The sequence below is a fragment of the Klebsiella sp. EMBS2024 genome, assembly GCF_036233805.1.
In the GTDB taxonomy this organism is placed as follows: Bacteria; Pseudomonadota; Gammaproteobacteria; order Enterobacterales; family Enterobacteriaceae; genus Klebsiella; species Klebsiella pneumoniae.
Genome location: NZ_JAZARW010000001.1, coordinates 999,428 through 1,025,138, shown reverse-complemented (window position 1 = coordinate 1,025,138; position 25,711 = coordinate 999,428). Strand labels below are relative to the sequence as shown.

Below are 25,711 nucleotides of genomic sequence, written 5' to 3'. Positions count from 1 at the left end.
CCGGCCCCTGGCCGGTTTTTTACATTGAAGATATCGCCTTAGTGGGCCGCTTCCGGTTTGTGCTTCGGAGCGCTCTGGAAGTCGTAAGTCAGCGTATTTTTGTCGCTGTCCAGAGAGACAGTGACCTGACCACCGTCGACCAGCGAGCCAAACAGCAGCTCGTTCGCCAGCGGTTTTTTCAGGTTGTCCTGAATGACGCGTCCCATTGGACGTGCCCCCATCGCCCGATCGTAGCCTTTCGTCGCCAGCCAGTCGCGCGCTTCCTGACTCACTTCCAGGGAGACGCCTTTCTGGTCCAGCTGGACCTGCAGCTCGACGATAAACTTGTCGACAACCTGATGGATCACCGTGGTAGACAAATGATCGAACCAGATGATGTTGTCGAGGCGGTTACGGAACTCCGGCGTAAAGATCTTTTTGATCTCATCCATCGCATCCGGACTGTTGTCCTGCTGAATAAGGCCAATCGATTTACGCTCGGTTTCCCGCACCCCGGCGTTGGTGGTCATCACCAGCACCACGTTGCGGAAGTCCGCTTTACGGCCGTTATTATCGGTCAGCGTCCCGTTATCCATCACCTGCAGCAGCAGGTTGAACACGTCCGGATGCGCTTTTTCAATCTCATCAAGCAGCAATACCGCGTGCGGATGTTTAATCACCGCATCGGTCAGCAGCCCGCCCTGATCGAAGCCGACGTAGCCCGGAGGCGCCCCGATCAAACGGCTGACGGTATGACGTTCCATATATTCGGACATGTCAAAGCGCAGCAGCTCAATCCCTAACGCCTTCGCCAGCTGGACGGTCACTTCGGTTTTCCCGACCCCGGTCGGCCCGGCGAACAGGAACGATCCCACCGGCTTGTGCTCATGGCCCAGCCCGGCGCGCGCCATTTTAATAGCCTCGGTCAGCGCCTCGATGGCTTTATCCTGTCCAAAGACCAGCATTTTCAGACGGTCGCCCAAGTTTTTCAGCGTGTCGCGATCGCTGCGGGAGACGCTCTTCTCAGGGATCCGCGCAATGCGCGCCACCACTGATTCGATATCCGCCACGTTAACCGTTTTCTTACGCTTGCTGACCGGCATTAAGCGCGCCCGCGCGCCCGCTTCGTCAATGACGTCAATCGCCTTATCCGGCAGATGACGATCGTTAATGTATTTCACCGCCAGTTCAACCGCCGCACGCACCGCTTTGGCGGTATAACGCACATCATGGTGCGCTTCGTACTTCGGCTTCAGGCCGTTGATAATCTGGACCGTCTCTTCCACCGACGGTTCGGTAATATCGATCTTCTGGAAACGGCGGGCCAGCGCACGATCTTTTTCAAAGATGTTGCTGAACTCCTGGTAAGTGGTGGAGCCGATCACCCGGATCTTGCCGCTGGAAAGCAGCGGTTTGATCAGGTTAGCCGCATCGACCTGGCCGCCAGACGCCGCCCCCGCACCGATAATGGTGTGGATTTCATCAATAAACAGGATGCTGTTGGTATCCTGCTCCAGCTGTTTGAGCAACGCTTTGAAGCGTTTTTCAAAATCGCCACGATATTTGGTCCCTGCCAGCAAAGAGCCAATGTCGAGCGAGTAGATAGTGCAGTCGGCCATCACTTCCGGCACATCGCCCTGCACAATACGCCAGGCAAGGCCTTCGGCGATCGCGGTTTTACCGACGCCGGATTCCCCCACCAGCAGCGGGTTATTTTTCCGCCGACGGCACAGGACCTGAATCGCGCGCTCCAGCTCTTTTTCACGGCCGATCAGAGGATCAATGCCGCCGACGCGAGCAAGCTGATTGAGGTTGGTGGTGAAGTTTTCCATACGTTCCTCCCCGCCGGCTTGCTCTTCATTGCCAGGCTGGCTTCCGCTGTTATCGGAAGACTGGCTCGGCTCGTCTTTGCGTGTACCATGAGAAATGAAGTTCACCACATCAAGACGGCTCACTTCATGTTTACGCAGCAGGTAGGCGGCCTGCGACTCCTGCTCGCTGAAAATCGCCACCAGCACGTTGGCGCCGGTCACTTCGCTGCGGCCAGAAGATTGTACGTGGAAGACGGCGCGCTGCAGCACACGCTGGAAGCTTAGCGTCGGCTGGGTGTCGCGCTCTTCTTCCGTGGCTGGCAGAACGGGTGTGGTTTGTTCGATGAAGGCTTCAAGTTCCTGACGCAATGCCACCAGGTCCACTGAACACGCTTCCAGGGCCTCACGGGCCGAGGGGTTGCTTAGCAGAGCCAGCAGCAAGTGCTCGACGGTCATAAACTCATGACGGTGCTCGCGCGCTCTGGCGAAAGCCATATTTAAACTGAGTTCCAGTTCTTGATTGAGCATAGGCACCTCCCCCAATTTTCATGCCTGTATTCAGGCTTTTTCCAGCGTACACAGCAATGGATGCTCGTTCTCCCTCGCGTACTGATTCACCATAGCGACTTTGGTCTCCGCCACTTCCGCGGTAAACACGCCACAAATCGCCTTACCTTCATAGTGAACCGTGAGCATCAGTTGCGTTGCACGTTCAACATCATAAGAAAAGAATTTTTGTAACACGTCAATAACAAACTCCATCGGAGTGTAGTCATCATTGACCAATATCACTTTATACATAGATGGCGGTTTAATCGCATCACGAACTTCGTCGTCAACCAGGTGCTCGAAGTCCAGCCAATCTCTCTTACTCATCGTCAGTGTTCATCATCGGTTGCTGTTGCCAACAGGCGGAGGCCTGTCGATGACCAGAGGTTATGCTCATCACAAATCTACAATAGATCATAGATAACTATCATCTATCGCTTCTATCCGCGACGGCTGTCACATTCCCCGGCAATAGCGTTAACTGCTTCAAATTTTGACGCATTTTTCGCCGTTCCCCCTCCTCAATCGCTTGACGCGTTTTCGTATTTCTCTAAATTGTAGTGGCGAGAGTTGGCGAGCAATTGAACAACTCGTCACTCCACCACCGGTTCATTCCATCTTACTAATAAAGATTTACGAAGGATGTCGAAGTATGGAAATGGGTACTGTTAAGTGGTTCAACAATGCCAAAGGGTTCGGTTTTATCTGCCCTGAGGGCGGCGGCGAAGACATTTTCGCCCATTACTCCACCATCCAGATGGATGGTTACAGAACGCTAAAAGCCGGACAAGCCGTTCGGTTTGATGTTCACCAGGGGCCAAAAGGCAACCACGCCAGCGTGATCGTCCCTGTGGAAGCGGAAACGGCTGCATAACTCTTTTGCTTCATTGTGTACATCCTGCTAATAAAATGCCAGTCCTTCTGACTGGCATTTTTATTTCTCGCCCCGCCTATTCTCGCGCCAGGGCATCCACCGGATCGAGCCGCGCCGCGTTGCGCGCAGGCAGCCAACCAAACAGCACCCCGGTCAGCGTCGAACAGAGAAACGCCGTCAGCAGCGCCAGCGGAGAAAAACCAATCTCCCAGCCGGGGAGAAACAGCTGTAAAATAAAGGCGATCATCAGCGACAATGCTACGCCCAGCGCGCCACCGACCAGGCAAACCAGCACCGCTTCAATGAGAAACNGCTGCAGCACATCGCTGGCCCGGGCGCCAACCGCCATGCGGATGCCGATCTCCCGGGTTCGTTCGGTCACCGACACCAGCATAATATTCATTACGCCAATCCCGCCGACCACCAGGGCAATCACCGCCACCAATGTCAGGAACAGCTGTAAGGTATGTGTGGTCCTTTCGGCGGTTTTCAAGACGCTGTCCATATTCCAGGTGAATACATCTTTTTTACCATGCCGCAGCTCCAGCAGACGCAGCAGCTGTTTCTCTGCGGTTTCACTGTCGTAGCCTTCATGAACGCGCACAGTGATGGAGTTCAGCCACGACTGACCCATTACTCTTCCCGCCATGGTGGTGTAGGGCAACCAGACGCGGAGAATTTTGCTGCTGCCGAACATCGACTGCTTTTCATCCGCAACGCCAATCACCGTGGCCGGCATATTGCCCACCAGAATCACCTCTCCCACCACTTTCGCTTTATTGGGAAACAGCTGCCGACGGGTATTGCTGTCGAGCACTACCACCTGTGCCCGACTGTTGAGCTGCAGTTCATTGAAGGTATTGCCTTCGCTAAAGGTCATGCCGTAGACATTAAAATACTGTGGACCGACCCCCTCCGCACTGGCGGCAACGTCAATATTGTTGGCGCGCAGGCGCAGGCTTTTTGAAACCGCCGGCGTGGCGGAGCGCACCCACGGCTGCTTCTGGATCGCCAGCAAATCGTCATACTTCAGCGCCTGCTGATAGCGCGGGTCGTCGTCGCCAAAATCCTTACCAGGATACACATCAATGGTATTGGTGCCGATGGCGCGAATATCTGCCAGCACCATCTGCTTGGCGGCATCCCCCACCACCACGATCGACACCACCGAGGCAATACCGATAATAATGCCGAGCATGGTCAGCAGGGTACGCATTTTATTCGCCGCCATCGCTCGCCAGGCCATCACCAGCGCTTCGCGAAAGCCGCTGGTAAACTGACGCCACGCCGAAGGCTCCGCCTGCGGACGGGCGCGCAGTCCGCCGCCCTGGCGGCTGGCGGGCGGGTTGCGGACGATCTCGCCATCGCGGATCTCGACGATCCGCTCCGCTTGAGCGGCGACCTGCGGATCGTGGGTCACAATGATGACCGTGTGCCCCTGCGCTTTTAGCTGGTGCAGGATCGCCATTACCTCTTCGCCGGAATGGCTGTCCAGCGCGCCGGTCGGTTCATCAGCGAGGATCACCTCCCCGCCATTCATCAGGGCGCGGGCGATACTGACCCGCTGCTGCTGACCGCCGGACAACTGTGACGGTTGATAGTCGGCGCGCTCGCCCAGCCCCAGCCGCACCAGCAGCTCATGAGCGCGCGCCAGGCGCGCGCGCCGTTCACTGCCGGCATACACCGCCGGCACTTCGACATTCTGCGCGGCGGTCAGATGGGACAGCAGATGGTAGCGTTGAAAGATAAAGCCAAAGTGTTCCCGCCGCAGACGGGCCAGCGCATCGCCATCCAGCTGCGCGATATCGGTTCCCGCTACCCGATAGGTGCCGCTGGTGGGTTTGTCGAGGCAGCCAAGGATATTCATCAGCGTCGATTTTCCCGAGCCGGAGGCCCCGACGATCGCCACCATCTCACCCGCATGGATGCTGAGGGTGATCCCCTTCAGGACCTCAACGCTGCCGTCGCCGGAAGGATAGCTGCGACGTATATCTCGCAGCTCAAGCAGCGCCGTCATTTTGCCGCCCCGCTCGCGCTCTCGCCGACGATCACTTCGTCGCCCTCTTCCAGACCTTGCACCACTGCGACGTCGGTATCATTGCGGGCGCCAATGATAACCTCACGCTCTTTGACCTCACCGGTGCGCAACAGTCGAACGTGGTAGCGGTTATCGCCTACCGCGTCGCCCAGGGCGCTCAGCGGGATAGTAATCACGTTCTTCACCTCAGCCAGCTGAATGTGCACCTGCGCAGTCATATCGAGGCGCAGGATCCCCTGCGGGTTCGGAACCTCGAAGCGGGCATAATAGAAGATGGCGTCATTCACTTTTTCCGGCGTCGGCAGAATGTCTTTCAGTTTACCTTCATAACGGGTAAGCGGGTCGCCCAGCACGGTAAACCACGCTTTTTGCCCCGGTCTGAGGTGGATGACATCTGCTTCAGAGACCTGCGCTTTAACCAGCATGGTGCTGAGATCCGCCAGCGTCAGAATGTTAGGCGCCTGCTGGGCGGCGATCACTGTCTGTCCCTGCAGGGTGGTAATTTGCGTCACTTCGCCGGCCATCGGCGCCAGGATCCGCGTGTAATCGAGGTTGGTCTTCGCCGTATCGAGCGTCGCCTGGTTACGCTTTATTTGCGCTTCAATAGTGCCGATCTGCGCCTGTTTCACCGCCAAATCGGTGGCCGCGGTATCAAGGTCCTGCCGCGAGACCAGCTGGCGCTGCGCCAGCTGCTGCTGACGGGCCAGAGTCACTTGCGCCAGTTTGCTCTCCGCGCGCGCCTGATTGAGCTGGGCGCGCAGCTCCATGAGCGTCGCTTCCACCTCTTTAATCTGGTTTTGCGCCTGCTCCGGATCGATAACCCCCAGCAACTGATCCTTTTTAACCTTATCGCCAATATTGACGTGCAGCGTTTTCAGCTGTCCGCTGACCTGGGCGCCGACGTCAACTTTTCGCAGGGCATCCAGTTTGCCGGTGGCCAGCACGCTCTGCTGGAGATCCCCTTTGCGAACTACCAGCGTCTGGTAGTTCGGCAGCGGCGCATTGAGGATCCGCCATCCCCAGATAGCCAGCCCCAGCACAACGATCGCCAACAGCCACCAGACGGTCCTGCGTTTTCCCTTCACTTTCATATTCCGATTCCTGCTGTTTCCCTGCCGCTCCAGGCGGTGATTCTATCGAAACCCGTTGGCAACAGGACACCCATTTTTCTCGTCAATGACGTTTTGTTTAGCTGCCGGAGAGCTTTGTGCCGCCGTAAATGACGACGGCGGTGAGATTAATCGGCACGACCGCGGGCTAACCACAGCACCCGTGAGAACATTTTCTTCAGCAGCGTCGGCACAGCGTCCACGCCACGGCGGCCGGCCTCCATCGCCACCTCAATCGCCAGGTCCGGCTTGGATGAGCGATGGATGGCTTTGGTGATCACCCGCCGCATATTCATCGGGACATTATCCGGGATCTGCGCCACCCGATGATAAACGTCATCAAATCCCTGACGATACATAAAGTGTTCCATATCCAGCGCCGGCAGACTGGTCAGATGGTCGCGCTCCAGCTCGCGATCGTTATTAAGCAGACCTCGTACCGTCGCGGCATATTTTTTCCCCGCCTCATCGCCGTCCACCAGCACGTGCCACTGGATCCCCATCCGGCGGGCAAATTTGATCAATGGCTTCAGGCCGGACTGGGCGAATTCGATCACCTTAACCCCTTCAGCATCAAAATGATGACCGCACTGCCGGGCCAGTTCGTTGATAACCCAGGTTTCCGTCTCTCCCTCCACCAGCAGCCAGCAGCGGGCGAAGAGCGATGAGGCGCGATTGAAGCGAATGTGAAAAGCAATGCGCCGGCTCTCTTCGGCATTCATTCCGCCCGGCCCCAACCGCCACGCCGATACCCGCGTCGACTCACGCACCAGCCGGCAGACCTGCTCTACCGGCGTCAGGGACAGCAGCTCTCCGGAGTTGGTGGTGGTCACACGCTGCAGCGGCAACAAATTCAGCAGGTGCCAGGCGACGGAAAGCATGATCGGATGCAGACGGGTCTCGGGATCTTCAATCAACAGCAGCGGTCGCGCGTCGCGATCGAGGCGCACCGTCCCTTTCGCCTGCAGGAGGGTGGCAAACAGCCCCAGCAGGATCACCCGATGGCTGCGCCCGCCGGGCTTGTCGATCATCCGGTTGATAATATCCAGATAACGCCAACTGCGCTGTTCATCATGGGAGCGCCGCCGCATCAGGCGATGCCGCGTCTGAGCGCTGCTTTGCTCGGCAAAGTAATGCTCAAGCAGTTGCACCATGGCCGATAGCCCCTGACGGATCTGACCGTCCGATAAATTTTGCGGATGGCTGACCAGTTCACGGGAGAGAAAATCCAGCTGACGGGCGGTGATCTCTATCTGCGGCGAGTGCGGTACCGTCCCGTTATGGATGCGGCGCATAAAGCGCGCATCGCGCAGGCGCAGCACCGGCATCAAACGCACCAGGTGTCGGGCCAGCTCATCAATCTCCTCCAGCACCAACGCTTCGCCTTCACCATCGATAAAGCTCCGCAGGGTCATCACGCTGTCATCTTCGGCGAGCTCGCCCTCCAGGCGATAGAACACCCGGTGATACCCGTCATCGCAAGGCACCCAGCAGCGCTGAAGCGGACGGAAACGCCGGACCCGATGGCGGCCTGGCTCCGTTTCGCGGAAGGTCAGGATAATATGCAAATGGTGTTCGCGCCCCTGGATGTCGCCCGGGGGAAACCAGAAATCATCGCGAACAAAGTGATAAAGATCGAACTCCGGCGACAAAAGCAGGGTCAGCGCATCAAGCAGACTGGACTTCCCCCACGCGTTCTCCCCGATCAGGACGTTATTTTGCTCCAGCATCAACGACAAACGATTGATACCGCGAAAACCGACGATTTCTACGCGCTCAAGAAGCATATCCCCTCCGCTACACCACCACTCTCCTTCAGTAATCAACAGTATAGCGAGGGCGGAGGCAAGATGACACTCTGCTTAATCGCATCCGTGGCTCATATTCAGCGGATTAAATATATTCATAAAATTACTCACTTATCGCCTATTACCGGCCGTTGATTATTCATCAAACAAAATAGTTTTATTTCAGGCGTTATGATCTACACTATTGATAATCTTCCATGGATAAAGGAAAGGCTAAACTGGCAAAAGGAATCCACTCACCTTGCCCTAAATCAAATAATATCAATATATTTAACTGGCTCCGGGATGGCGATTATCTCTAGAATAACGCCGCTTTATTTTTATCGTCATCCCTTATCACGATAAATAAAGACCGGCACGGTCCGCTTGTGCGCGTAAACAATTTAATTGAGGTGGTTATGTTCAGAAAATTAGCAGCCGAATGCTTCGGCACCTTCTGGCTTGTATTTGGCGGCTGCGGTAGCGCCGTGCTCGCCGCGGCTTTCCCCGAGCTGGGTATTGGTTTTGCCGGCGTCGCGCTGGCATTTGGCTTAACGGTATTAACCATGGCGTTTGCGGTCGGCCATATTTCCGGGGGGCATTTCAACCCGGCGGTCACCTTAGGCCTGTGGGCCGGCGGCCGTTTTCCGGCAAAAGAGGTCATTGGCTATATTATCGCTCAGGTGGTCGGCGGAATTATTGCCGCGGCGGTGCTGTACGTGGTTGCCAGCGGTAAAGCCGGCTTTGATGCCGCCGCCAGCGGCTTCGCCTCCAACGGCTATGGCGAACACTCCCCGGGCGGCTTCTCCATGCTGTCGGCTATCGTCATTGAAATTGTCCTGACCTGCGGCTTCCTGCTGGTTATTCATGGCGCGACCGATAAACATGCGCCGGCGGGCTTTGCCCCCATCGCCATCGGCCTGGCGCTGACCCTCATCCATTTGATCAGCATTCCAGTCACCAACACCTCGGTCAACCCGGCGCGCAGCACCGCGGTGGCAATTTTCCAGGGCGGCTGGGCGCTGCAGCAGCTGTGGCTGTTCTGGGTCATGCCAATCGTCGGCGGGATCCTCGGCGGCGTGCTGTATCGCACCCTGCTGGAAAAACGCGATTAACGCTTTTCAAAGCCCGGGTCTCCGGGCTTTTTCTTTCTGGCGACAGCTTTACTCGGCCCGGTGATTTGGGTAGTGTCATGGGCGCTATTCTCATCATGCAAGGGCTGCATCGTTCATGTTTTCGGGACTCTTTATTATTCTGTTGCCGCTGGTCGTCGGCTATTTACTGCCTCTTCGTCACTCCTCCGCGCTAAAGCTGATAAACCGCATGCTCAGCTGGATTGTCTATGTAATCCTTTTTTTTATGGGTATCAGCCTGGCGTTCCTCGACAATCTGGCCAGCAACCTGCTGGCAATATTGCATTACGCCGCGGTGAGCGTGGTTATCATTTTACTGTGTAATATCGCCGCCCTGCTGTGGCTGGAAAGTAAAATGCCATGGCGCAGTCAGCATCGTCAGGAGAAATTACCCTCGCGCCTGGCCATGGCCCTGGAATCGCTGCAGCTGTGCGGTGTGGTCGTGCTCGGTTTTCTGCTCGGTCTGACCAGACTGCCTTTTTTACAGCACGCGACAGAAGCCAGCGAATATACGTTGATTTTTCTCCTGTTCCTCGTCGGTATCCAATTACGCAATAATGGAATGAGTCTGAGACAAATAGTCCTTAACCGCCGGGGAATGATCGTCGCCGTGGTGGTTACGGCCAGTTCATTACTCGGCGGGATACTTAACGCCTTTATTCTCGGTCTGCCGTTAAAGACCGGTCTGGCAATGGCCAGCGGTTTCGGCTGGTATTCGCTCTCCGGTATTTTACTCACCGAATCCTTTGGCCCGGTCATCGGTAGCGCGGCGTTCTTTAACGATCTCTGTCGCGAGCTGCTGGCCATCATGTTAATTCCGGGCCTTATTCGCCGCAGCCGCTCCACGGCGCTGGGGCTGTGCGGCGCCACCTCGATGGACTTCACCTTACCGGTACTGCAGCGTTCCGGCGGCGTCGAAATCGTCCCTGCCGCCATCGTGCACGGTTTTCTGCTTAGTTTGCTGGTCCCGATCCTGATCGCCTTTTTTACCGCCTGAGCACCCGTTGGCGGCAGCCCTCCTGCCGCCAAATTTGCGCTAAATCAATCTCCCTTTAAGTTGTCTTAGAAATACCTTTTCACCCGTTGCCGCGCGGCATAATCTTAAACATGTATATCAAATATAACTTTAAAGGTGTGACCATGTTTTGTGTGCAATGTGAACAAACCATTCGTACCCCAGCCGGCAACGGCTGCTCTTACGCGCAGGGGATGTGCGGTAAAACAGCGGAAACCTCGGACCTGCAGGATCTGCTGATTGCGTCACTGCAAGGCCTGTCCGCCTGGGCGCTTAAAGCGCGCGAATATGGCATTATCGATCATCAGGTCGACAGCTTTGCCCCCCGCGCCTTCTTCTCCACCCTGACTAACGTTAACTTCGATTCCCCGCGCATCGTCGGCTACGCCCGCCAGGCAATTGCCCTGCGTGAGGCGCTGAAAGCGCAATGCCTGGCGATCGATGCCAGCGCCGCGGTCGACAGCCCGGTCGCCGACCTGCAGCTGGTCAGCGACGATCTGGGCGACCTGCAGCGTCAGGCGGCGGACTATACCCCGAATAAAGATAAAGCCGCCATCGGCGAAAATATTCTCGGTCTGCGCCTGCTGTGCCTGTACGGTCTGAAGGGTGCGGCGGCCTATATGGAGCACGCCCACGTGCTCGGCCAGTACGACAACGCTATCTATGCCCAGTACCATAAAATCATGGCATGGCTGGGCACCTGGCCTGCGGATATGAATGCGCTGCTCGAATGTTCGATGGAAATCGGCCAGATGAACTTCAAAGTGATGAGCATCCTCGACGCCGGTGAAACGACCAAATACGGCCATCCGACGCCGACTCAGGTCAACGTTAAAGCCACCGAAGGGAAGTGCATCCTGATCTCCGGCCACGATCTGAAGGATCTGTATAACCTGCTGGAGCAGACGGAAGGCACCGGCGTCAACGTCTATACTCATGGCGAAATGCTGCCGGCTCACGGCTATCCGGAGCTGCGTAAATTCAAACATCTGATTGGCAACTACGGCAGCGGCTGGCAAAACCAGCAGGTGGAGTTCGCCCGCTTCCCGGGCCCCATCGTGATGACCTCTAACTGCATCATCGACCCGACCGTCGGCGCCTACGACGATCGCATCTGGACTCGCAGCATTGTCGGCTGGCCGGGTGTGAACCATCTGGAAGGTGAAGACTTCTCCCCGGTCATTGCCCAGGCGCAGCAGATGGCGGGCTTCCCGTACAGCGAAATCCCGCATCTGATCACCGTCGGCTTTGGCCGTCAGACCCTGCTTGGCGCGGCGGATACGCTGATCGATCTGGTCAGTCGTGAAAAACTGCGCCATATCTTCCTCGTCGGCGGCTGCGACGGCGCCCGCGGGGAGCGTAACTACTTCACCGATTTCGCCACCAGCGTGCCGGATGACTGCCTGATCCTGACCCTGGCCTGTGGTAAATACCGCTTCAACAAACTGGACTTTGGCGATATCGAAGGGCTGCCGCGCCTGGTCGACGCCGGGCAGTGTAATGACGCTTACTCGGCGATTATTCTGGCGGTCACGCTGGCGGAGAAACTGGGCTGTGGCGTCAACGATCTGCCGCTGTCGCTGGTGCTCTCCTGGTTCGAACAGAAAGCGATCGTCATCCTGCTGACGCTGCTGTCGCTGGGTGTGAAAAACATCGTCACCGGTCCGACGGCGCCTGGTTTCTTCACCCCGGATCTGCTGGCGGTCCTCAATGAGAAGTTTGGTCTGCGTTCCGTGACCACCGTGGAACAAGATATGCAGCAGCTGCTGAGCGCTTAAGGAGTCCCTGATGACTATGCCAACCTCCCAGTGCCCGTGGCGGATGCAGGTTCACCACATTCACCAGGAAACCCCGGACGTGTGGACCCTTTCGCTGCTGTGCCACGATTACTATCCGTACCGCGCTGGCCAGTACGCTCTGGTTAGCGTGCGTAACTCGGCGGAAACGCTGCGCGCCTACACCCTCTCCTCGACGCCGGGGGTCAGCGAATACATTACGCTGACCGTTCGCCGTATTGACGAGGGTACGGGTTCGCAGTGGTTGACCCGCGAGGTCAAACGCGGCGATTACCTTTGGCTGTCCGATGCGATGGGCGAGTTTACCTGCGACGATAAAGCGGAAGATAAATTCCTGCTGCTGGCCGCCGGTTGCGGTGTGACACCGATCATGGCGATGCGCCGCTGGCTGGCTAAGCATCGACCGCAGGCCGACGTACAGGTGATTTATAACGTGCGTTCGCCGGAAGATGTAATCTTTGCCGAAGAGTGGCGCAACTACCCGGTCACCCTGGTAGCGGAGCACAACGCGACGCACGGTTTTGTCGCCGGCCGTCTGACCCGGGAGCTGCTGCAGAGCGTGCCGGATTTAGCCAGCCGCACCGTGATGACCTGCGGCCCGGCGCCTTATATGGAGAAGGTCGAGCAGGATGTTGCCGCCCTGGGCGTCACCCGCTTCTTTAAGGAAAAATTCTTCACCCCGGTGGCTGAGGCCGCCACCAGCGGGCTGAAATTTACTAAACTGCAGCCGGCGCGCGAGTTTTACGCGCCGGTGGGCACTACGCTGCTCGACGCGCTGGAGAGCAATAAAGTGCCGGTGACCGTCGCCTGCCGCGCCGGCGTCTGCGGCTGCTGCAAAACCAAAGTGGTTTCCGGGAAGTACAGCGTCACCAGCACCATGACGCTGACCGACGCCGAAATCGCCGACGGCTATGTGCTGGCCTGCTCCTGTCATCCGCAGAGCGATCTGGTTCTCGCCTGAGGTCAAAATCCCCGGTGGCGCTACCGCTTACCGGGGCTACATCGCTGTGCGATTTGGTAGCCCGGAGAAGGCGCAATGCGCCGCCTCCGGGAAAATCCCTGGCGACAATAAACAAACGCTCAGGCGACATGAGATAAACGCTTTCCCGGACTGAAAAAATTGCAAATCGCCAACAGTATCGACTTTACGCCCCAGGACGAATGAGGCATTTTTACCGCCAGGCCGACTGACCGGCCAGCGAATAACGCCCCGCGCCGAGTAGCGCAATCGCCAGTGCGCCAACAAAGAAATAGACCAGATTCTCAATGGCCCACGCTCCCACCGTATCAAGCGCAAACGTCTTGCCGAGACCGACCATCAGCCACGCCACCACCATGGTGAACGCCAGCACCAACGCCGCCGGGCGGGTCAGGACGCCGAGAATTAACAAGCAGGGAGCGACCACTTCCCCCACCAGCACACCGTAGGCGATAAACCCGGGCAATCCCTGCGCCGCCAGCATCCCGCTAATGCCATCCACACCATCTATCAGCTTATGGATTCCATGGAAAAGCATTAAGCCGCCGACGGCAAGTCGTAACAAGAGTTTACCGGCGTCATCATGCGACAGCCTGCGATTTACTGTGTTTAACAATCCTTTAACCATTTGATGTGCAACCTGTTTTGCATCCTGTGTACTTCCAGAGTATGCGCAGCCGGAGAGGAATAAAACCANCAAAAAATCAGGGGTAATCGGTTACATTGCGGTCAGTTTCATCTAAGCTTGAAGGCGTTATCAAAAAAAGGAGATGGAGATCATGAAGCAGACCGTGGCGGCATACATTGCCAAAACGCTGGAACAGGCCGGCGTGAAACGTATCTGGGGCGTCACCGGAGATTCCCTCAATGGATTGAGCGATAGCCTTAACCGCATGGGCACCATCGACTGGATGCCCACCCGGCACGAAGAGGTCGCCGCTTTCGCCGCTGGCGCGGAAGCGCAGCTGACCGGCGAGCTGGCGGTCTGCGCCGGCTCCTGCGGACCGGGCAACCTGCATCTGATTAACGGTTTGTTTGACTGTCATCGCAACCATGTCCCGGTGCTGGCCATCGCCGCCCACATCCCATCCAGCGAAATCGGCAGCGGCTATTTTCAGGAAACCCATCCTCAGGAGCTGTTCCGCGAGTGCAGCCATTACTGCGAACTGGTCTCCACGCCGGAGCAGATCCCGCAGGTGCTGGCAGTGGCGATGCGTAAGGCAGTGATTAACCGCGGCGTCTCGGTGGTGGTGCTACCCGGCGATGTGGCGCTGAAGGCCGCCCCGGAAAGCGCCAGCAGCCACTGGTATCATGCGCCGCTGCCGACGGTCACCCCGGCGGAAGAAGAGCTGCGCAAGCTGGCGCAGCTTATTCGCTACTCCAGCAATATCGCGCTCATGTGCGGCAGCGGTTGCGCCGGCGCCCACCAGGAACTGGTGGAGTTCGCAGCCAAAATTAAAGCCCCCATCGTCCACGCCCTGCGCGGCAAAGAGCACGTGGAGTACGACAACCCGTACGATGTGGGCATGACCGGGCTGATTGGCTTCTCTTCTGGCTTCCACACCATGATGAACGCCGATACCCTGATCCTGCTGGGCACCCAGTTCCCCTATCGCGCCTTCTACCCAACCGACGCGAAAATTATCCAGATCGACATCAACCCCGGCAGCATCGGCGCACACAGTAAGGTCGACATGGCGCTGGTGGGCGATATTAAATCGACGCTGAAGGCGCTGCTGCCGCTGCTGGAAGAGAAAACCGATCGCCACTTCCTCGATAAGGCGCTGGAGCACTATCGCGACGCGCGAAAAGGGCTCGACGATCTGGCTAAACCCAGCGATAAAGCCATTCACCCGCAATATCTGGCGCAGCAGATCAGTCATTTTGCCGATGAAGATGCCATTTTCACCTGCGATGTCGGCACCCCGACCGTCTGGGCGGCACGCTATCTCAAAATGAATGGTAAACGCCGCCTGCTGGGCTCGTTCAACCACGGCTCAATGGCCAACGCCATGCCGCAGGCCATCGGCGCCAAGGCCACTGCGCCGGAGCGGCAGGTAGTGGCCATGTGCGGCGACGGCGGGTTCAGCATGCTGATGGGCGATTTTCTGTCGCTGGCGCAGATGAAGCTACCGGTGAAGATTGTCATCTTTAACAACAGCGTGCTGGGCTTCGTGGCGATGGAAATGAAGGCCGGGGGCTATCTCACCGACGGTACGGAGCTCCACGATACCAACTTCGCCCGCATCGCCGAGGCCTGCGGTATCAAAGGTATACGCGTTGAAAAAGCCTCCGAGGTGGATGAAGCGCTGCAGACCGCCTTCCGCACCGACGGTCCGGTGCTGGTCGACGTCGTCGTCGCCAAAGAGGAACTGGCGATCCCGCCGCAGATCAAGCTGGAGCAGGCCAAAGGCTTTAGCCTGTATATGCTGCGGGCGATCATCAGCGGGCGCGGCGATGAGGTCATCGAACTGGCGAAAACCAACTGGCTCAGGTAAAACAGAAGCAATACGTTGAACCAGACCAAGGAAAAGCCGTGATCGATTTACGCAGTGATACCGTTACCCGTCCCGGGCGCGCCATGCTGGAGGCCATGATGGCCGCCCCGGTCGGGGACGATGTGTATGGCGACGACCCTACCGTCAATGAACTGCAGCGCTATGCCGCCGACCTGGCCGGCAAAGAAGCGGCGCTATTTCTACCCACCGGCACCCAGGCCAACCTCGTTGGCCTGCTCAGCCATTGCCAGCGCGGGGAAGAGTATATCGTCGGCCAGGGGGCGCATAACTATCTGTACGAAGCCGGCGGCGCGGCGGTCCTCGGCAGTATTCAGCCGCAGCCGATCGACGCCGCGGCGGATGGTTCGCTGCCGCTGGATAAAGTGGCGGCGAAAATCAAACCCGACGATATCCATTTTGCCCCCACCCGCCTGCTGAGCCTGGAAAACACCCATAACGGTAAGGTGCTGCCGCGCGACTATCTGCAGGAAGCCTGGGCGTTTACCCGCCAGCGCAATCTGGCGCTGCACGTCGACGGCGCACGCATCTTTAACGCCGTGGTGGCCTACGGCTGCGAGTTACGCGATATCGCCCAATACTGCGACTCCTTCACCATCTGCCTGTCAAAGGGGCTTGGCGCTCCGGTAGGCTCGCTGCTGCTCGGCAGCGAGGCGTACATTCGCCGCGCCGTCCGCTGGCGGAAAATGGTCGGCGGCGGGATGCGCCAGGCGGGCATCCTGGCCGCCGCCGGGCTGTACGCGCTGAAAAATAACGTGCAGCGCCTGCAGGAGGATCATGACAACGCCGCGTGGATGGCGGAGCAGCTGCGCGCTATCGGCGCCGACGTCACCCGTCACGATACCAATATGCTGTTCGTTCGCGTCGGCGAAGAGCAGGCCCCGGCGCTCGGCAAGTTTATGCAGGCGCAGGGGGTATTGATTAACGCCTCGCCTGTTGTCCGTCTGGTCACTCACCTGGATGTCAACCGTCAGCAGCTGAGCGAGGTGGTCGCCCACTGGCAGGCTTTTTTACAACGCTAAGGAGTCAGGCGTGTCGCAATCAGTTCTGGTGCTCGGCGCCAGCGGCTATATTGGCCAGCATTTGGTGCGCACATTAAGCGCGCGGGGCTATCCGGTGCTGGCGGCGGCACGCCATATCGACCGATTGCAAAAACTCGCTTTGCCCGGCGTTACCTGCCGGTCAGTCGATCTCAATCAGCCGCAGGACCTGCCTGCGCTACTCACCGGTATCGATACCCTTTATTATCTGGTCCACGGCATGGGCGAAGGCGGTGATTTTATCGCCCATGAGCGGCGGGTGGCGACGTATGTGCGCGATGCCCTGCGTCAGTCATCAGTGCGCCAGGTGATATTTCTCAGTTCGCTGCAGGCCCCGGCGCAGGAGCAGTCCGACCATCTGCGCGCTCGTCAGATTACCGGCGATCTCCTGCGTGAGTCGGGCGTGCCGGTGACCGAGCTGCGGGCCGGGATTATCGTCGGCGCCGGCTCCGCCGCCTTCGAGGTGATGCGCGACATGGTTTATAACCTGCCGGTGCTAACCCCTCCGCGCTGGGTACGTTCGCGTACTACCCCTGTCGCGCTGGAAAACCTGCTCGTTGACCTGGTTGAGCTGCTGAATCATCCCTCCGACATGCACCGCGTCTTCGAAGCCGCCGGTCCGGAGGTGTTAAGCTATCAGCAGCAGTTCATTCGCTTTATGGCCGTCAGCGGTAAACATCGCCCGCTCATTCCCATTCCCCTGCCGACGCGCTGGATCTCGGTGTGGTTCCTCAATGTCATCACCTCGGTGCCGCCGACCATCGCCAAGGCGCTGATTCAGGGGCTGAAGCACGATCTAATCGCTGACGATCGGGCGCTGCGGGCGTTGATCCCGCAAACGCTGATCCCCTTCGATCAGGCGGTTCGCCGCACGCTGAAAGAAGAAGAGCAGTTAGTAAACTCCAGCGACTGGGGCTACGACGATCAGGCTTTCGCCCGCTGGCGACCGGAGTACGGCTACTATCCGAAGCAGGCAGGTTGCACCGTCGTCACTCAGGCAAGCCGCCAGGCCCTGTGGCAGGTCGTTAACCAAATCGGCGGTGAAGAGGGGTATTTTTTCGGCAATCTGCTGTGGAAAACCCGCGGCGCGATGGATCTGCTGGTCGGCCACCGGCTGGCCAAAGGGCGGCCGCAGCGCGCTTATCTGCAAACCGGCGATACGGTCGACAGCTGGAAGGTAATTATCGTGGAGGAAGAAAAACAGCTCACCCTGCTATTCGGTATGAAAGCGCCCGGGCTGGGCCGATTAAGCTTTACCATTAACGATAAAGGCGATCGTCGTGAACTGGACGTGCGCGCCTGGTGGCACCCGCACGGTATGCCAGGCCTGATCTACTGGCTGCTGATGATCCCGGCGCACCTGTTTATTTTCCGCGGTATGGCGCAACGCATCGCCCGGCTGGCCGAACAAATCTCAGGCAGAGTCGAAGGATAAGCGTTATTCTTTCATGATTCTCATTGCATAGTCGGGAGAATCACGGAAAAATGCGCACGAAATTCTTTTCTGGGACAGTAGAGTGATATGAAGGTACTGGTTACCGGTGCGACCAGCGGATTAGGCCGCAACGCAGTGGAATATCTGCGCAACAAGGGCATCAGCGTGCGAGCGACCGGGCGCAACGAAGCGATGGGCAAGCTTCTGAGCAAAATGGGGGCGGAATTCATCCCGGCAGATTTAACCGAGCTGGTCTCTTCGCAGGCTAAAGTGATGCTCGCCGGTATCGATACCCTATGGCACTGCTCCAGCTTTACCTCGCCATGGGGCACTCAGCAGGCTTTCGATCTCGCTAACGTCCGCGCCACCCGTCGTCTGGGCGAATGGTCAGTGGCATGGGGAGTGCGCAATTTCGTCCATATCTCTTCGCCATCGCTCTATTTTGATTATCACCATCATCGTGATATCCAGGAAGATTTCCGTCCACACCGCTTCGCCAACGAGTTTGCCCGCAGCAAGGCGGCCAGCGAGGAGGTGATCAACCTGCTGGCGCAGGCTAACCCGCATACCCGTTTTACCATTCTGCGGCCGCAGAGCCTGTTTGGGCCGCACGACAAAGTCTTTATCCCCCGGCTGGCGCAAATGATGCAGCATTATGGCAGCGTCCTGCTCCCGCGCGGCGGCAGCGCGCTGGTCGACATGACCTATTATGAAAACGCCGTACATGCGATGTGGCTGGCGAGCCAGCCGGCCTGCGATCATCTTCCCTCCGCCCGCGCGTGGAATATCAGCAACGGCGAACCGCGCACCTTGCGGAGCATCGTGCAGAAATTGATCGACGAGCTCAGTATCAAATGCCGGATCCGCTCAGTTCCCTATCCGATGCTGGATATTATCGCCCGCAGCATGGAGCGCTTTGGCGATAAAACCGCCAAAGAACCCGCGTTTACCCACTACGGCGTCTCCAAGCTTAACTTTGATTTTACGCTCGATATCACCCGCGCGCAGGACGAGCTGGGCTATCAGCCGGTGGTGACGCTTGACGACGGCATCGTGCGCACCGCCGCCTGGCTTCGCGACCACGGTAAACTACACCGCTAACCCTGGCCATATTTTTCTAACAGCGCCTCGGCTATCGCTTCGGTTTGCGCATCCGCTACCCCATCCCAGCGCTGCGGACGGAAGTGCATCTGGAAGGCGATNATCACCCGCTTCTTCTGCGCGGGGGTCATCTCCGGCGTCACCTGATAGCCATAGCGCGAGAGCAAATCCAGTACGATTTCGGGGTCCACTGGCTCGCTGGCCGGCCGCCCGTTGAGATAAAAGGCCACCCGCTGCTCGTCAGGCCAGGCGCCGATCCCCTGCTGCGCCAGCTGTTGCCAGGGGAATAACGGCCCCGGATCGTCTTTGCGCTGCGGGGCGATATCCGCATGGGCGACCACATTCTGCGGCGCGATGTGGTAGCGGGCGATGATATCGCGCGCCAGCGGGATCAGAGCCGCAATCTGTTCCGGATGAAAGGGGGTAAAACTTTTGACGCCCGCCGTCTTCTGCCAGCCGCGGTTCTCCAGCTCAATGCCAATGGAGGTATCGTTAATGCGCGTACTGCCGCGCCAGTAGCTTACCCCGGCGTGCCAGGCTAAATCCTCTTCCGGCACCAGCTGCCAGATCCGCGGTTTATGCTGATAACGCGGGGGCTGTTCAGGAATTAAATAGTGGGAGCTGACCTCTTTATCGGTCAACGTGGCCAGCGAGACATCAAAATTGTCAGCCGTATAGTGGATCACTAACACCTTTATTCGCGGATAGGCAGCCTGCGCCGGATGACGGGTGTCCAGCTGGTATCCGTCGCGATCGATAATGCCCTTTTCCCCAGCGCAGCCGGTTAGCAGCAGCGCCAGCAGCACGATCCGCATCATCCGTTTCATCCCTTCTCCCTTGCCCGGCAGCGTCTCCGGGTTAATAAGACCATTGATTACGTCCTTTATTTTTCGCCTGATACAGCGCACTGTCCGCCCGGGCGATCAGCGTCTCTATCGGGACCGTGCCATCGGAGGCGACGATCCCGATACTCACGGTGACCTCCGACGCCACCGCCGAAGCGGCGTGCGGTAGGCCTGCCTCGCGGATCTTCTGCTGAATGCGCTCGGCAATAGCGGTGGCATGCGCTAAGGACACCCCGGGCAACACGACGACAAACTCTTCGCCGCCGTAGCGAGCCACCAGATCGCCCTCCGCCCGGACCGCCATTTTAAGCACCTGCGCGACAGAAGATAAGCACTCATCACCAGCCTGATGGCCATAGCGATCGTTATAGCGCTTAAAATAATCGACATCGATCATCATCAGCGCCAGCGGCGTTTTTTGCTGCCAGATCGCCGCCAGGTAAGCATTGAGCGCCCGACGGTTAGCGGTTCCGGTTAAGGCATCCTGGTTGGCGATACTTTCCAGCCGCTGAATAAGCTGCATATTCTCCTGGTGGGTATCCCAGGCTTCGTCATACCAGCGCTGCAAAATACGTCGGCCATACAGCAAAATCGCGGTAAAAATGGCCCAGAGGATCAAAAAGCGGATCTCGGTGTGATAGTGGAGCTGTATTCCCGCCAGCAAGGCGGTCACCCATAGCGGCAGCATAAAAGCGGTTATGCCGGGCCAATGGTGATACAGCGCGGTGAGGCCGGTAGTCATTAATATCACCAGCAGCGGCCAGGCAAAGGGCAAGGTCCAGAAAAAAATAAAACAATAATTACTCAGGGACCAGCACAGACTGAGCGCCAGCAGCAGCCCGGTGATGATATTCAACGTATATCGTCCCTGCGCCAGTCGCGGCGTGAGGGCAATAATCACTAAAATGGCCGAAATGATAATAACCGCAATCAACGCCGCTTCGATATAAGGAATAACCGCCCGGTGCGTCAGTAGCCTCTTATCAAAATAGGTAAAGATAAAATTGCGGAAGAAAATCATTAACGCAAAAGCGATATTGACAAAGGCCAGCCAGGGCATACTCATGGACAGCGCATGGCGCTGGACATTATCTCTGGTGGCCCACAACGCGGCTCGCTGCTGCCGGGCGCGCTCTCGCTTATTTGTTAACATCTTAACTCCCTGGTGACCTGCATGACCATGGGCGCAGCCCCTGCTTTTCTATATGATAAACCATGTTACCGGGAATGTCTGTCAGCGCCCTATCCCCTCAGCTCCGGCCTCTCAGGGTGATTTTCAGCTAACGACTGAAGAAATTAGCCTGGTCCGCTCCCGATGGGTAACCGGCTCAAAAAACAAGCATCAGCACTGCGAAATACGTCATCTTTTCGCTAAAAAGCGTTAACTAACCGTCATTAAATTGCAGCATTTTGCTTACAAAAAGCAGTGTGAGTTCAATCTGNNTCATTCATTGGTGAATGCAAACAAGAGCATGATGATAGCGAGATAAACAATAGGGGCTAAGAATATTAAATATGCAGCTTTAGTGGCAGGTACAGCATTGTTTTAAGCGGCCAATGCCGTCTTCGCAGAAATTTTAACAAAACAGCTTTTGATAAAGTCCATACGCAATATACCAAAATCGGCGCCATTTCCTCTACTGGTCAAACCGCATCCAACGATGCCCGTGAAGAGCTGATTAAAAAAACAAATGAACAAGGGGGGCGTCATTGTCCCCTCCTCCGGTAATACGGATAAAAAAATGCACGTCGCCACTCGCATCTATAATAAGAAATAATTACCCTTATCTTTCAAGAGCCATTTCCCTATTTTAGGGGTAATATTTCTTGTTCACGGGAAAATTAAGTTTATTTTTATACTGCCCTGCCTTTTAGCGCCTGACGGAATTCTGTCATCCCCGTGCCGATTTCCCGCCCTAAGGCTGTAGCCACATCAAGGTCTTAGCTCTTTGCGTCAAGTACAATCCGCACGCTATACGCTATGCTTTAACGGAAACTGAAAACGTAGTTCGCTTATAAGGAAATCATCATGCGCTACAAACTTTTTGCTGTACTTCTCCCTTGCGCGCTGGCGCTCAGCGCCTGTACGACCGTCACCCCGGCCTATAAAGATAATGGCACCCGCAGCGGCCCCTGCGTCGAAGGCGGCCCTGACGACGTAGCGCAAAAATTCTACGACACCCAGATCCAGAATCGTACTCAGGATCCGGCGGCGCTGCGCCCCTATCTGAGCGACGGCCTGGCGCAGTTACTCAATGACGCCCGCCAGGATCCCGCCAACAGCAAATTACTGCAGGCTAATCCGTTCTCCAGCAGCAGCACCCCGGCAGACAGCGCCGTGGTCGCCAGCGCCTCCACCATCCCGAACCGCGATGCGCGCAATATTCCGCTGCGCGTCGATCTGAAACAGGGCACCCAGAGCTGGAAAGATGAAGTGCTGATGATCCAGGAAGGCCAGTGCTGGGCCGTCGATGACGTTCGCTATCTCGGCAACAACAGCCATGCGCCAGCCGGGACGCTGCGACAGAGTCTGGAGAAACGCTGATTCCGGAGTTGAAGCGACGCCGCTGAAACGATAACCCCGGTAAAATGTCGGTATTCGCCCCAGGAATGCCGACATTTGCGCCCCCCTCACCCACCAGGCCATATTTTGTGCTAACTTTAAAGCTAAACGTGGTTTAGATTTAACTTTTAACGCATAAATATTGCATAACTATTCTGCCAAAGGTAGTATTTGCGGCCTCAATAGCTATTCGTATCAGACTGCCCAGATGAGTATTAAACTAAACGGCATTAATTGCTTCTACGGCGCACACCAGGCGCTGTTCGACATCACGCTGGATTGCCCGCAGGGGGAAACGCTGGTGCTGCTCGGCCCCAGCGGTGCCGGGAAGAGCTCGCTGCTGCGCGTACTCAACCTGCTGGAGATGCCGCGGTCCGGTTCGTTATCCATCGCCGGCAACCAATTCGACTTCACCAGAGCGCCGTCCGATAAAGCGATTCGCGAACTGCGTCAGAACGTCGGCATGGTCTTCCAGCAATACAACCTGTGGCCGCACCTGACGGTACAGCAGAACCTGATCGAGGCCCCCTGTCGCGTACTGGGGTTAAGCAAGGATCAGGCGCTGGCTCGCGCAGAGAAGCTGCTGGAGCGCCTGCGTCTGAAGCCGTACAGCGATCGTTACCCGCTGCATTTATCCGGCGGCCAACAACAGCGGGTGGCCATCGCCCGCGCGCTGATGATGGAGCCGCAGGTTCTGCTGTTCGATGAGCCTACCGCGGCGCTCGACCCGGAAATCACTGCCCAGATCGTCAGCATCATCCGCGAGCTGGCTGAAACCGGCATTACCCAGGTTATCGTCACCCACGAAGTTGAAGTGGCGCGCAAGACGGCCAGCCGGGTGGTGTATATGGAAAATGGCCATATCGTCGAGCAAGGGGATGCCTCCTGCTTCACGCATCCGCAAACTGACGCGTTTAAAAACTATCTTTCACATTGATGTTTTTCGGGGAAATGACGATGAAAAAAGTACTGATTGCCGCCCTGCTCGCAGGCATGAGCCTCTCCGCTTCCGCCGCGCAGACCATTCGTTTCGCCACCGAGGCCTCTTACCCTCCGTTTGAGCTGGTGGACGCCAACAACCAGATCGTCGGTTTCGATGTCGATCTGGCGAACGCGTTGTGTAAAGAGATCGACGCCACCTGTACCTTCACCAACCAGGCCTTTGACAGCCTGATCCCGGGACTGAAATTCCGCCGTTTCGACGCGGTCATGGCCGGGATGGACATCACGCCGGAGCGTGAAAAGCAGGTGCTGTTCTCTACCCCGTATTATGACAACTCGGCGCTGTTCGTCGGCCAGCAGGGTAAGTTCACCAGCATTGACCAGCTGAAGGGCAAAAAAGTGGGCGTGCAGAACGGCACCACCCACCAGAAATTCATCACCGATAAACATCCGGAAATCACTACCGTGCCTTACGACAGCTACCAGAATGCGAAGCTGGACCTGCAGAACGGTCGTATCGACGCGGTCTTTGGTGACACCGCCGTGGTGACCGAATGGCTGAAGAGCAATCCGAAGCTGGCGGCCGTGGGCGATAAAGTGACCGACAAAGCCTATTTCGGCACCGGGCTGGGCATTGCCGTACGTCAGGGCAACACCGACCTGCAGCAGAAATTTAACGCTGCGCTGGAAAAAGTGAAGAAAGACGGCACTTACCAGACCATCTATAACAAATGGTTCCAGAAGTAAGACTGAATGAACGAAATTTTTCCATTAGCAAGCGCCGCCGGGATGACCGTCGGCCTTGCCGTTTGCGCGCTCGTCATCGGCCTGGTCCTGGCGATGCTCTTTGCGGTACTGGAGTCAGTGAAATGGCGCCCGGTAGCCTGGCTTGCAACCGGCATAGTGACCATCCTGCGCGGGCTACCGGAAATTCTGGTGGTGCTGTTTATCTATTTCGGCTCTTCCCAGCTGCTGCTGACGCTCTCTGACGGTTTCACCATCCCGCTCGGGTTCACGCAGATCCCGGTCCAGATGCAGATTGAGAACTTTGACGTCAGCCCGTTCCTCTGCGGGGCGATCGCCCTGTCGCTGCTGTATGCCGCTTACGCCTCGCAAACGCTGCGCGGCGCGCTAAAAGCGGTTCCGCAGGGCCAGTGGGAGTCCGGCCAGGCGCTGGGGCTGTCGAAAGCGGCCATATTCTTCCGTCTGGTGATGCCGCAGATGTGGCGCCATGCCCTGCCCGGCCTCGGTAACCAGTGGCTGGTGCTGCTGAAGGACACCGCGCTGGTGAGCCTGATCAGCGTCAACGATCTAATGCTGCAGACCAAAAGCATCGCCACCCGCACTCAGGAACCCTTTAACTGGTATATCATTGCGGCGGCAATCTATCTCGTCATCACCCTGTTGAGTCAATACATCCTTAAGCGGATTGACCAGCGTGCGACGCGCTTCGAACGGAGACCAGGCTGATGCTCGACTATTTACCCGAACTGCTGAAAGGACTGCATACCAGCCTGACACTGACCGTGGCGTCGATTATCGTGGCGCTGATCCTGTCGCTGATCTTCACCATTATCCTGACCCTGAAGACGCCGGGGCTGGTATGGATAGTTCGCGGCTATATCACCTTGTTTACCGGTACGCCGCTGCTGGTGCAGATCTTCCTGATCTACTACGGCCCGGGACAGTTTCCTTCGCTGCAGGAGTATCCGTGGCTGTGGCATCTTATCTCCGAGCCGTGGCTGTGCGCCCTGATCGCTCTGTCGCTCAACAGCGCCGCCTACACCACTCAGCTGTTTTATGGCGCCATCCGGGCGATCCCCGACGGGCAATGGCAGTCCTGTAGCGCGCTGGGGATGAGTAAAAAGGATACCCTGGCGATCCTGCTGCCGTACGCCTTTAAGCGTGCGCTATCGTCCTATTCCAACGAAGTGGTGCTGGTTTTCAAGAGTACCTCTCTGGCCTACACCATCACGCTGATGGAAGTGATGGGCCACGGCCAGCTGCTGTATGGACGCACCTACGACGTGATGGTGTTCGGCGCCGCCGGGATTATCTATCTCATCGTTAATGGACTGCTGACGCTGCTGATGCGCCTGGTGGAACGCAAAGCGCTGGCCTTCGAGCGACGTAGCTAGCACCTGAGCATATTGCATAAAAAGCAAACAGCAAGGCGGATAAGTCTAACACTTGTCCGTC

General features: G+C 57.3%; 22 protein-coding genes. 14 read left to right on the top strand and 8 right to left on the bottom strand.

Going from position 1 to position 25,711, the window contains the following annotated elements; genetic code table 11:
- Positions 1–38: 38 nt before the first annotated feature.
- Entirely contained in the window at positions 39–2,318 is a 2,280-nt protein-coding gene (clpA, locus tag VZP09_RS04710; RefSeq protein ID WP_002896522.1) for an ATP-dependent Clp protease ATP-binding subunit ClpA, read from the bottom strand.
- Positions 2,319–2,348: 30 nt separating this feature from the next.
- A complete protein-coding gene (gene clpS, locus VZP09_RS04705; RefSeq protein WP_002896520.1) occupies positions 2,349–2,666 on the bottom strand; it encodes an ATP-dependent Clp protease adapter ClpS in 318 nt (105 codons plus the stop codon).
- A gap of 325 nt (positions 2,667–2,991) precedes the next feature.
- Here clpS and cspD point away from each other — a divergent pair, with 325 nt between their 5' ends.
- Entirely contained in the window at positions 2,992–3,213 is a 222-nt protein-coding gene (cspD, locus tag VZP09_RS04700) for a cold shock-like protein CspD (RefSeq protein ID WP_002896516.1), read from the top strand.
- A gap of 76 nt (positions 3,214–3,289) precedes the next feature.
- Here cspD and macB read toward each other — a convergent pair whose 3' ends face one another.
- The 3 genes from macB to VZP09_RS04685 form a co-directional block, all read right to left on the bottom strand.
- Positions 3,290–5,230, bottom strand: coding sequence for a macrolide ABC transporter ATP-binding protein/permease MacB (gene macB, locus VZP09_RS04695; RefSeq protein ID WP_328794931.1), 1,941 nt, complete (start codon positions 5,228–5,230; stop codon positions 3,290–3,292).
- On the bottom strand, positions 5,227–6,342 hold the full coding sequence (gene macA, locus VZP09_RS04690) for a macrolide transporter subunit MacA (protein WP_002896440.1): 1,116 nt from the start codon (positions 6,340–6,342) through the stop codon (positions 5,227–5,229). Before macA ends, macB begins: the two co-directional genes overlap by 4 nt.
- 146 nt (positions 6,343–6,488) lie before the next feature.
- Positions 6,489–8,147 (bottom strand): ATP-dependent endonuclease, encoded by a 1,659-nt coding sequence (locus VZP09_RS04685; RefSeq protein ID WP_004176693.1) that lies wholly within the window; start codon positions 8,145–8,147, stop codon positions 6,489–6,491.
- 419 nt (positions 8,148–8,566) lie between these two features.
- Between VZP09_RS04685 and aqpZ the strand changes: the two genes are divergently transcribed.
- The 4 genes from aqpZ (at position 8,567) to hcr (ending at position 13,052) form a co-directional block, all read left to right on the top strand.
- On the top strand, positions 8,567–9,262 hold the full coding sequence (gene aqpZ, locus VZP09_RS04680) for an aquaporin Z (RefSeq protein ID WP_002896434.1): 696 nt from the start codon (positions 8,567–8,569) through the stop codon (positions 9,260–9,262).
- Positions 9,263–9,377: 115 nt separating this feature from the next.
- Positions 9,378–10,277, top strand: coding sequence for a lysine exporter LysO family protein (locus tag VZP09_RS04675; RefSeq protein ID WP_004147773.1), 900 nt, complete (start codon positions 9,378–9,380; stop codon positions 10,275–10,277).
- Positions 10,278–10,420: 143 nt separating this feature from the next.
- A complete protein-coding gene (gene hcp, locus VZP09_RS04670) occupies positions 10,421–12,073 on the top strand; it encodes a hydroxylamine reductase (protein WP_004176696.1) in 1,653 nt (550 codons plus the stop codon).
- A gap of 10 nt (positions 12,074–12,083) precedes the next feature.
- Positions 12,084–13,052 carry an NADH oxidoreductase gene (hcr, locus tag VZP09_RS04665; protein ID WP_004147771.1) on the top strand — a complete coding sequence of 323 codons (969 nt, stop codon included), beginning with the start codon at positions 12,084–12,086 and terminating at the stop codon, positions 13,050–13,052.
- A gap of 211 nt (positions 13,053–13,263) precedes the next feature.
- Here hcr and VZP09_RS04660 read toward each other — a convergent pair whose 3' ends face one another.
- Positions 13,264–13,698 carry a DoxX family protein gene (locus VZP09_RS04660; protein ID WP_012068500.1) on the bottom strand — a complete coding sequence of 145 codons (435 nt, stop codon included), beginning with the start codon at positions 13,696–13,698 and terminating at the stop codon, positions 13,264–13,266.
- Between the two features lie 151 nt (positions 13,699–13,849).
- On the opposite strand from VZP09_RS04660, the gene poxB reads away from it, so the two are divergent.
- The 4 genes from poxB to VZP09_RS04640 all read left to right on the top strand — a co-directional run bounded on the left by poxB (position 13,850) and on the right by VZP09_RS04640 (position 19,162).
- Positions 13,850–15,568, top strand: a complete 1,719-nt coding sequence (poxB, locus tag VZP09_RS04655) for a ubiquinone-dependent pyruvate dehydrogenase (RefSeq protein WP_004176700.1) — start codon at positions 13,850–13,852, stop codon at positions 15,566–15,568.
- Between the two features lie 38 nt (positions 15,569–15,606).
- The gene (ltaE, locus tag VZP09_RS04650) at positions 15,607–16,608 is read left to right on the top strand and encodes a low-specificity L-threonine aldolase (RefSeq protein WP_004176702.1); all 1,002 of its coding nucleotides are present in this window, start codon (positions 15,607–15,609) and stop codon (positions 16,606–16,608) included.
- 10 nt (positions 16,609–16,618) lie between these two features.
- On the top strand, positions 16,619–18,061 hold the full coding sequence (locus VZP09_RS04645) for an SDR family oxidoreductase (RefSeq protein ID WP_328794930.1): 1,443 nt from the start codon (positions 16,619–16,621) through the stop codon (positions 18,059–18,061).
- 87 nt (positions 18,062–18,148) lie between these two features.
- The gene (locus tag VZP09_RS04640; RefSeq protein WP_032455772.1) at positions 18,149–19,162 is read left to right on the top strand and encodes an NAD-dependent epimerase/dehydratase family protein; all 1,014 of its coding nucleotides are present in this window, start codon (positions 18,149–18,151) and stop codon (positions 19,160–19,162) included.
- On the opposite strand, the gene VZP09_RS04635 is transcribed toward VZP09_RS04640, so the two are convergent.
- Both VZP09_RS04635 and VZP09_RS04630 read right to left on the bottom strand, forming a co-directional pair.
- Positions 19,159–19,989: an N-acetylmuramoyl-L-alanine amidase gene (locus VZP09_RS04635; RefSeq protein ID WP_328794929.1), complete on the bottom strand. Its 831-nt coding sequence runs from the start codon at positions 19,987–19,989 to the stop codon at positions 19,159–19,161. The genes VZP09_RS04640 and VZP09_RS04635 overlap by 4 nt on opposite strands.
- A 31-nt stretch (positions 19,990–20,020) precedes the next feature.
- Positions 20,021–21,160 (bottom strand): GGDEF domain-containing protein, encoded by a 1,140-nt coding sequence (locus VZP09_RS04630; RefSeq protein ID WP_004176708.1) that lies wholly within the window; start codon positions 21,158–21,160, stop codon positions 20,021–20,023.
- Between the two features lie 876 nt (positions 21,161–22,036).
- Here VZP09_RS04630 and VZP09_RS04625 point away from each other — a divergent pair.
- From VZP09_RS04625 to artM, 5 genes are all read left to right on the top strand, one after another.
- Positions 22,037–22,552 carry a lipoprotein gene (locus VZP09_RS04625; RefSeq protein WP_002896394.1) on the top strand — a complete coding sequence of 172 codons (516 nt, stop codon included), beginning with the start codon at positions 22,037–22,039 and terminating at the stop codon, positions 22,550–22,552.
- 226 nt (positions 22,553–22,778) lie between these two features.
- Positions 22,779–23,507, top strand: a complete 729-nt coding sequence (gene artP / locus VZP09_RS04620) for an arginine ABC transporter ATP-binding protein ArtP (RefSeq protein WP_002896392.1) — start codon at positions 22,779–22,781, stop codon at positions 23,505–23,507.
- Positions 23,508–23,527: 20 nt separating this feature from the next.
- Positions 23,528–24,259 (top strand): arginine ABC transporter substrate-binding protein ArtI, encoded by a 732-nt coding sequence (gene artI, locus VZP09_RS04615; RefSeq protein WP_002896390.1) that lies wholly within the window; start codon positions 23,528–23,530, stop codon positions 24,257–24,259.
- A 6-nt stretch (positions 24,260–24,265) separates the two neighbouring features.
- Positions 24,266–24,982, top strand: a complete 717-nt coding sequence (gene artQ / locus VZP09_RS04610) for an arginine ABC transporter permease ArtQ (protein WP_002896386.1) — start codon at positions 24,266–24,268, stop codon at positions 24,980–24,982.
- Positions 24,982–25,650 carry an arginine ABC transporter permease ArtM gene (gene artM, locus VZP09_RS04605; protein WP_004141917.1) on the top strand — a complete coding sequence of 223 codons (669 nt, stop codon included), beginning with the start codon at positions 24,982–24,984 and terminating at the stop codon, positions 25,648–25,650. The genes artQ and artM overlap by 1 nt, the downstream gene beginning before the upstream one ends.
- The last annotated feature ends 61 nt before the right edge of the window (positions 25,651–25,711 follow it).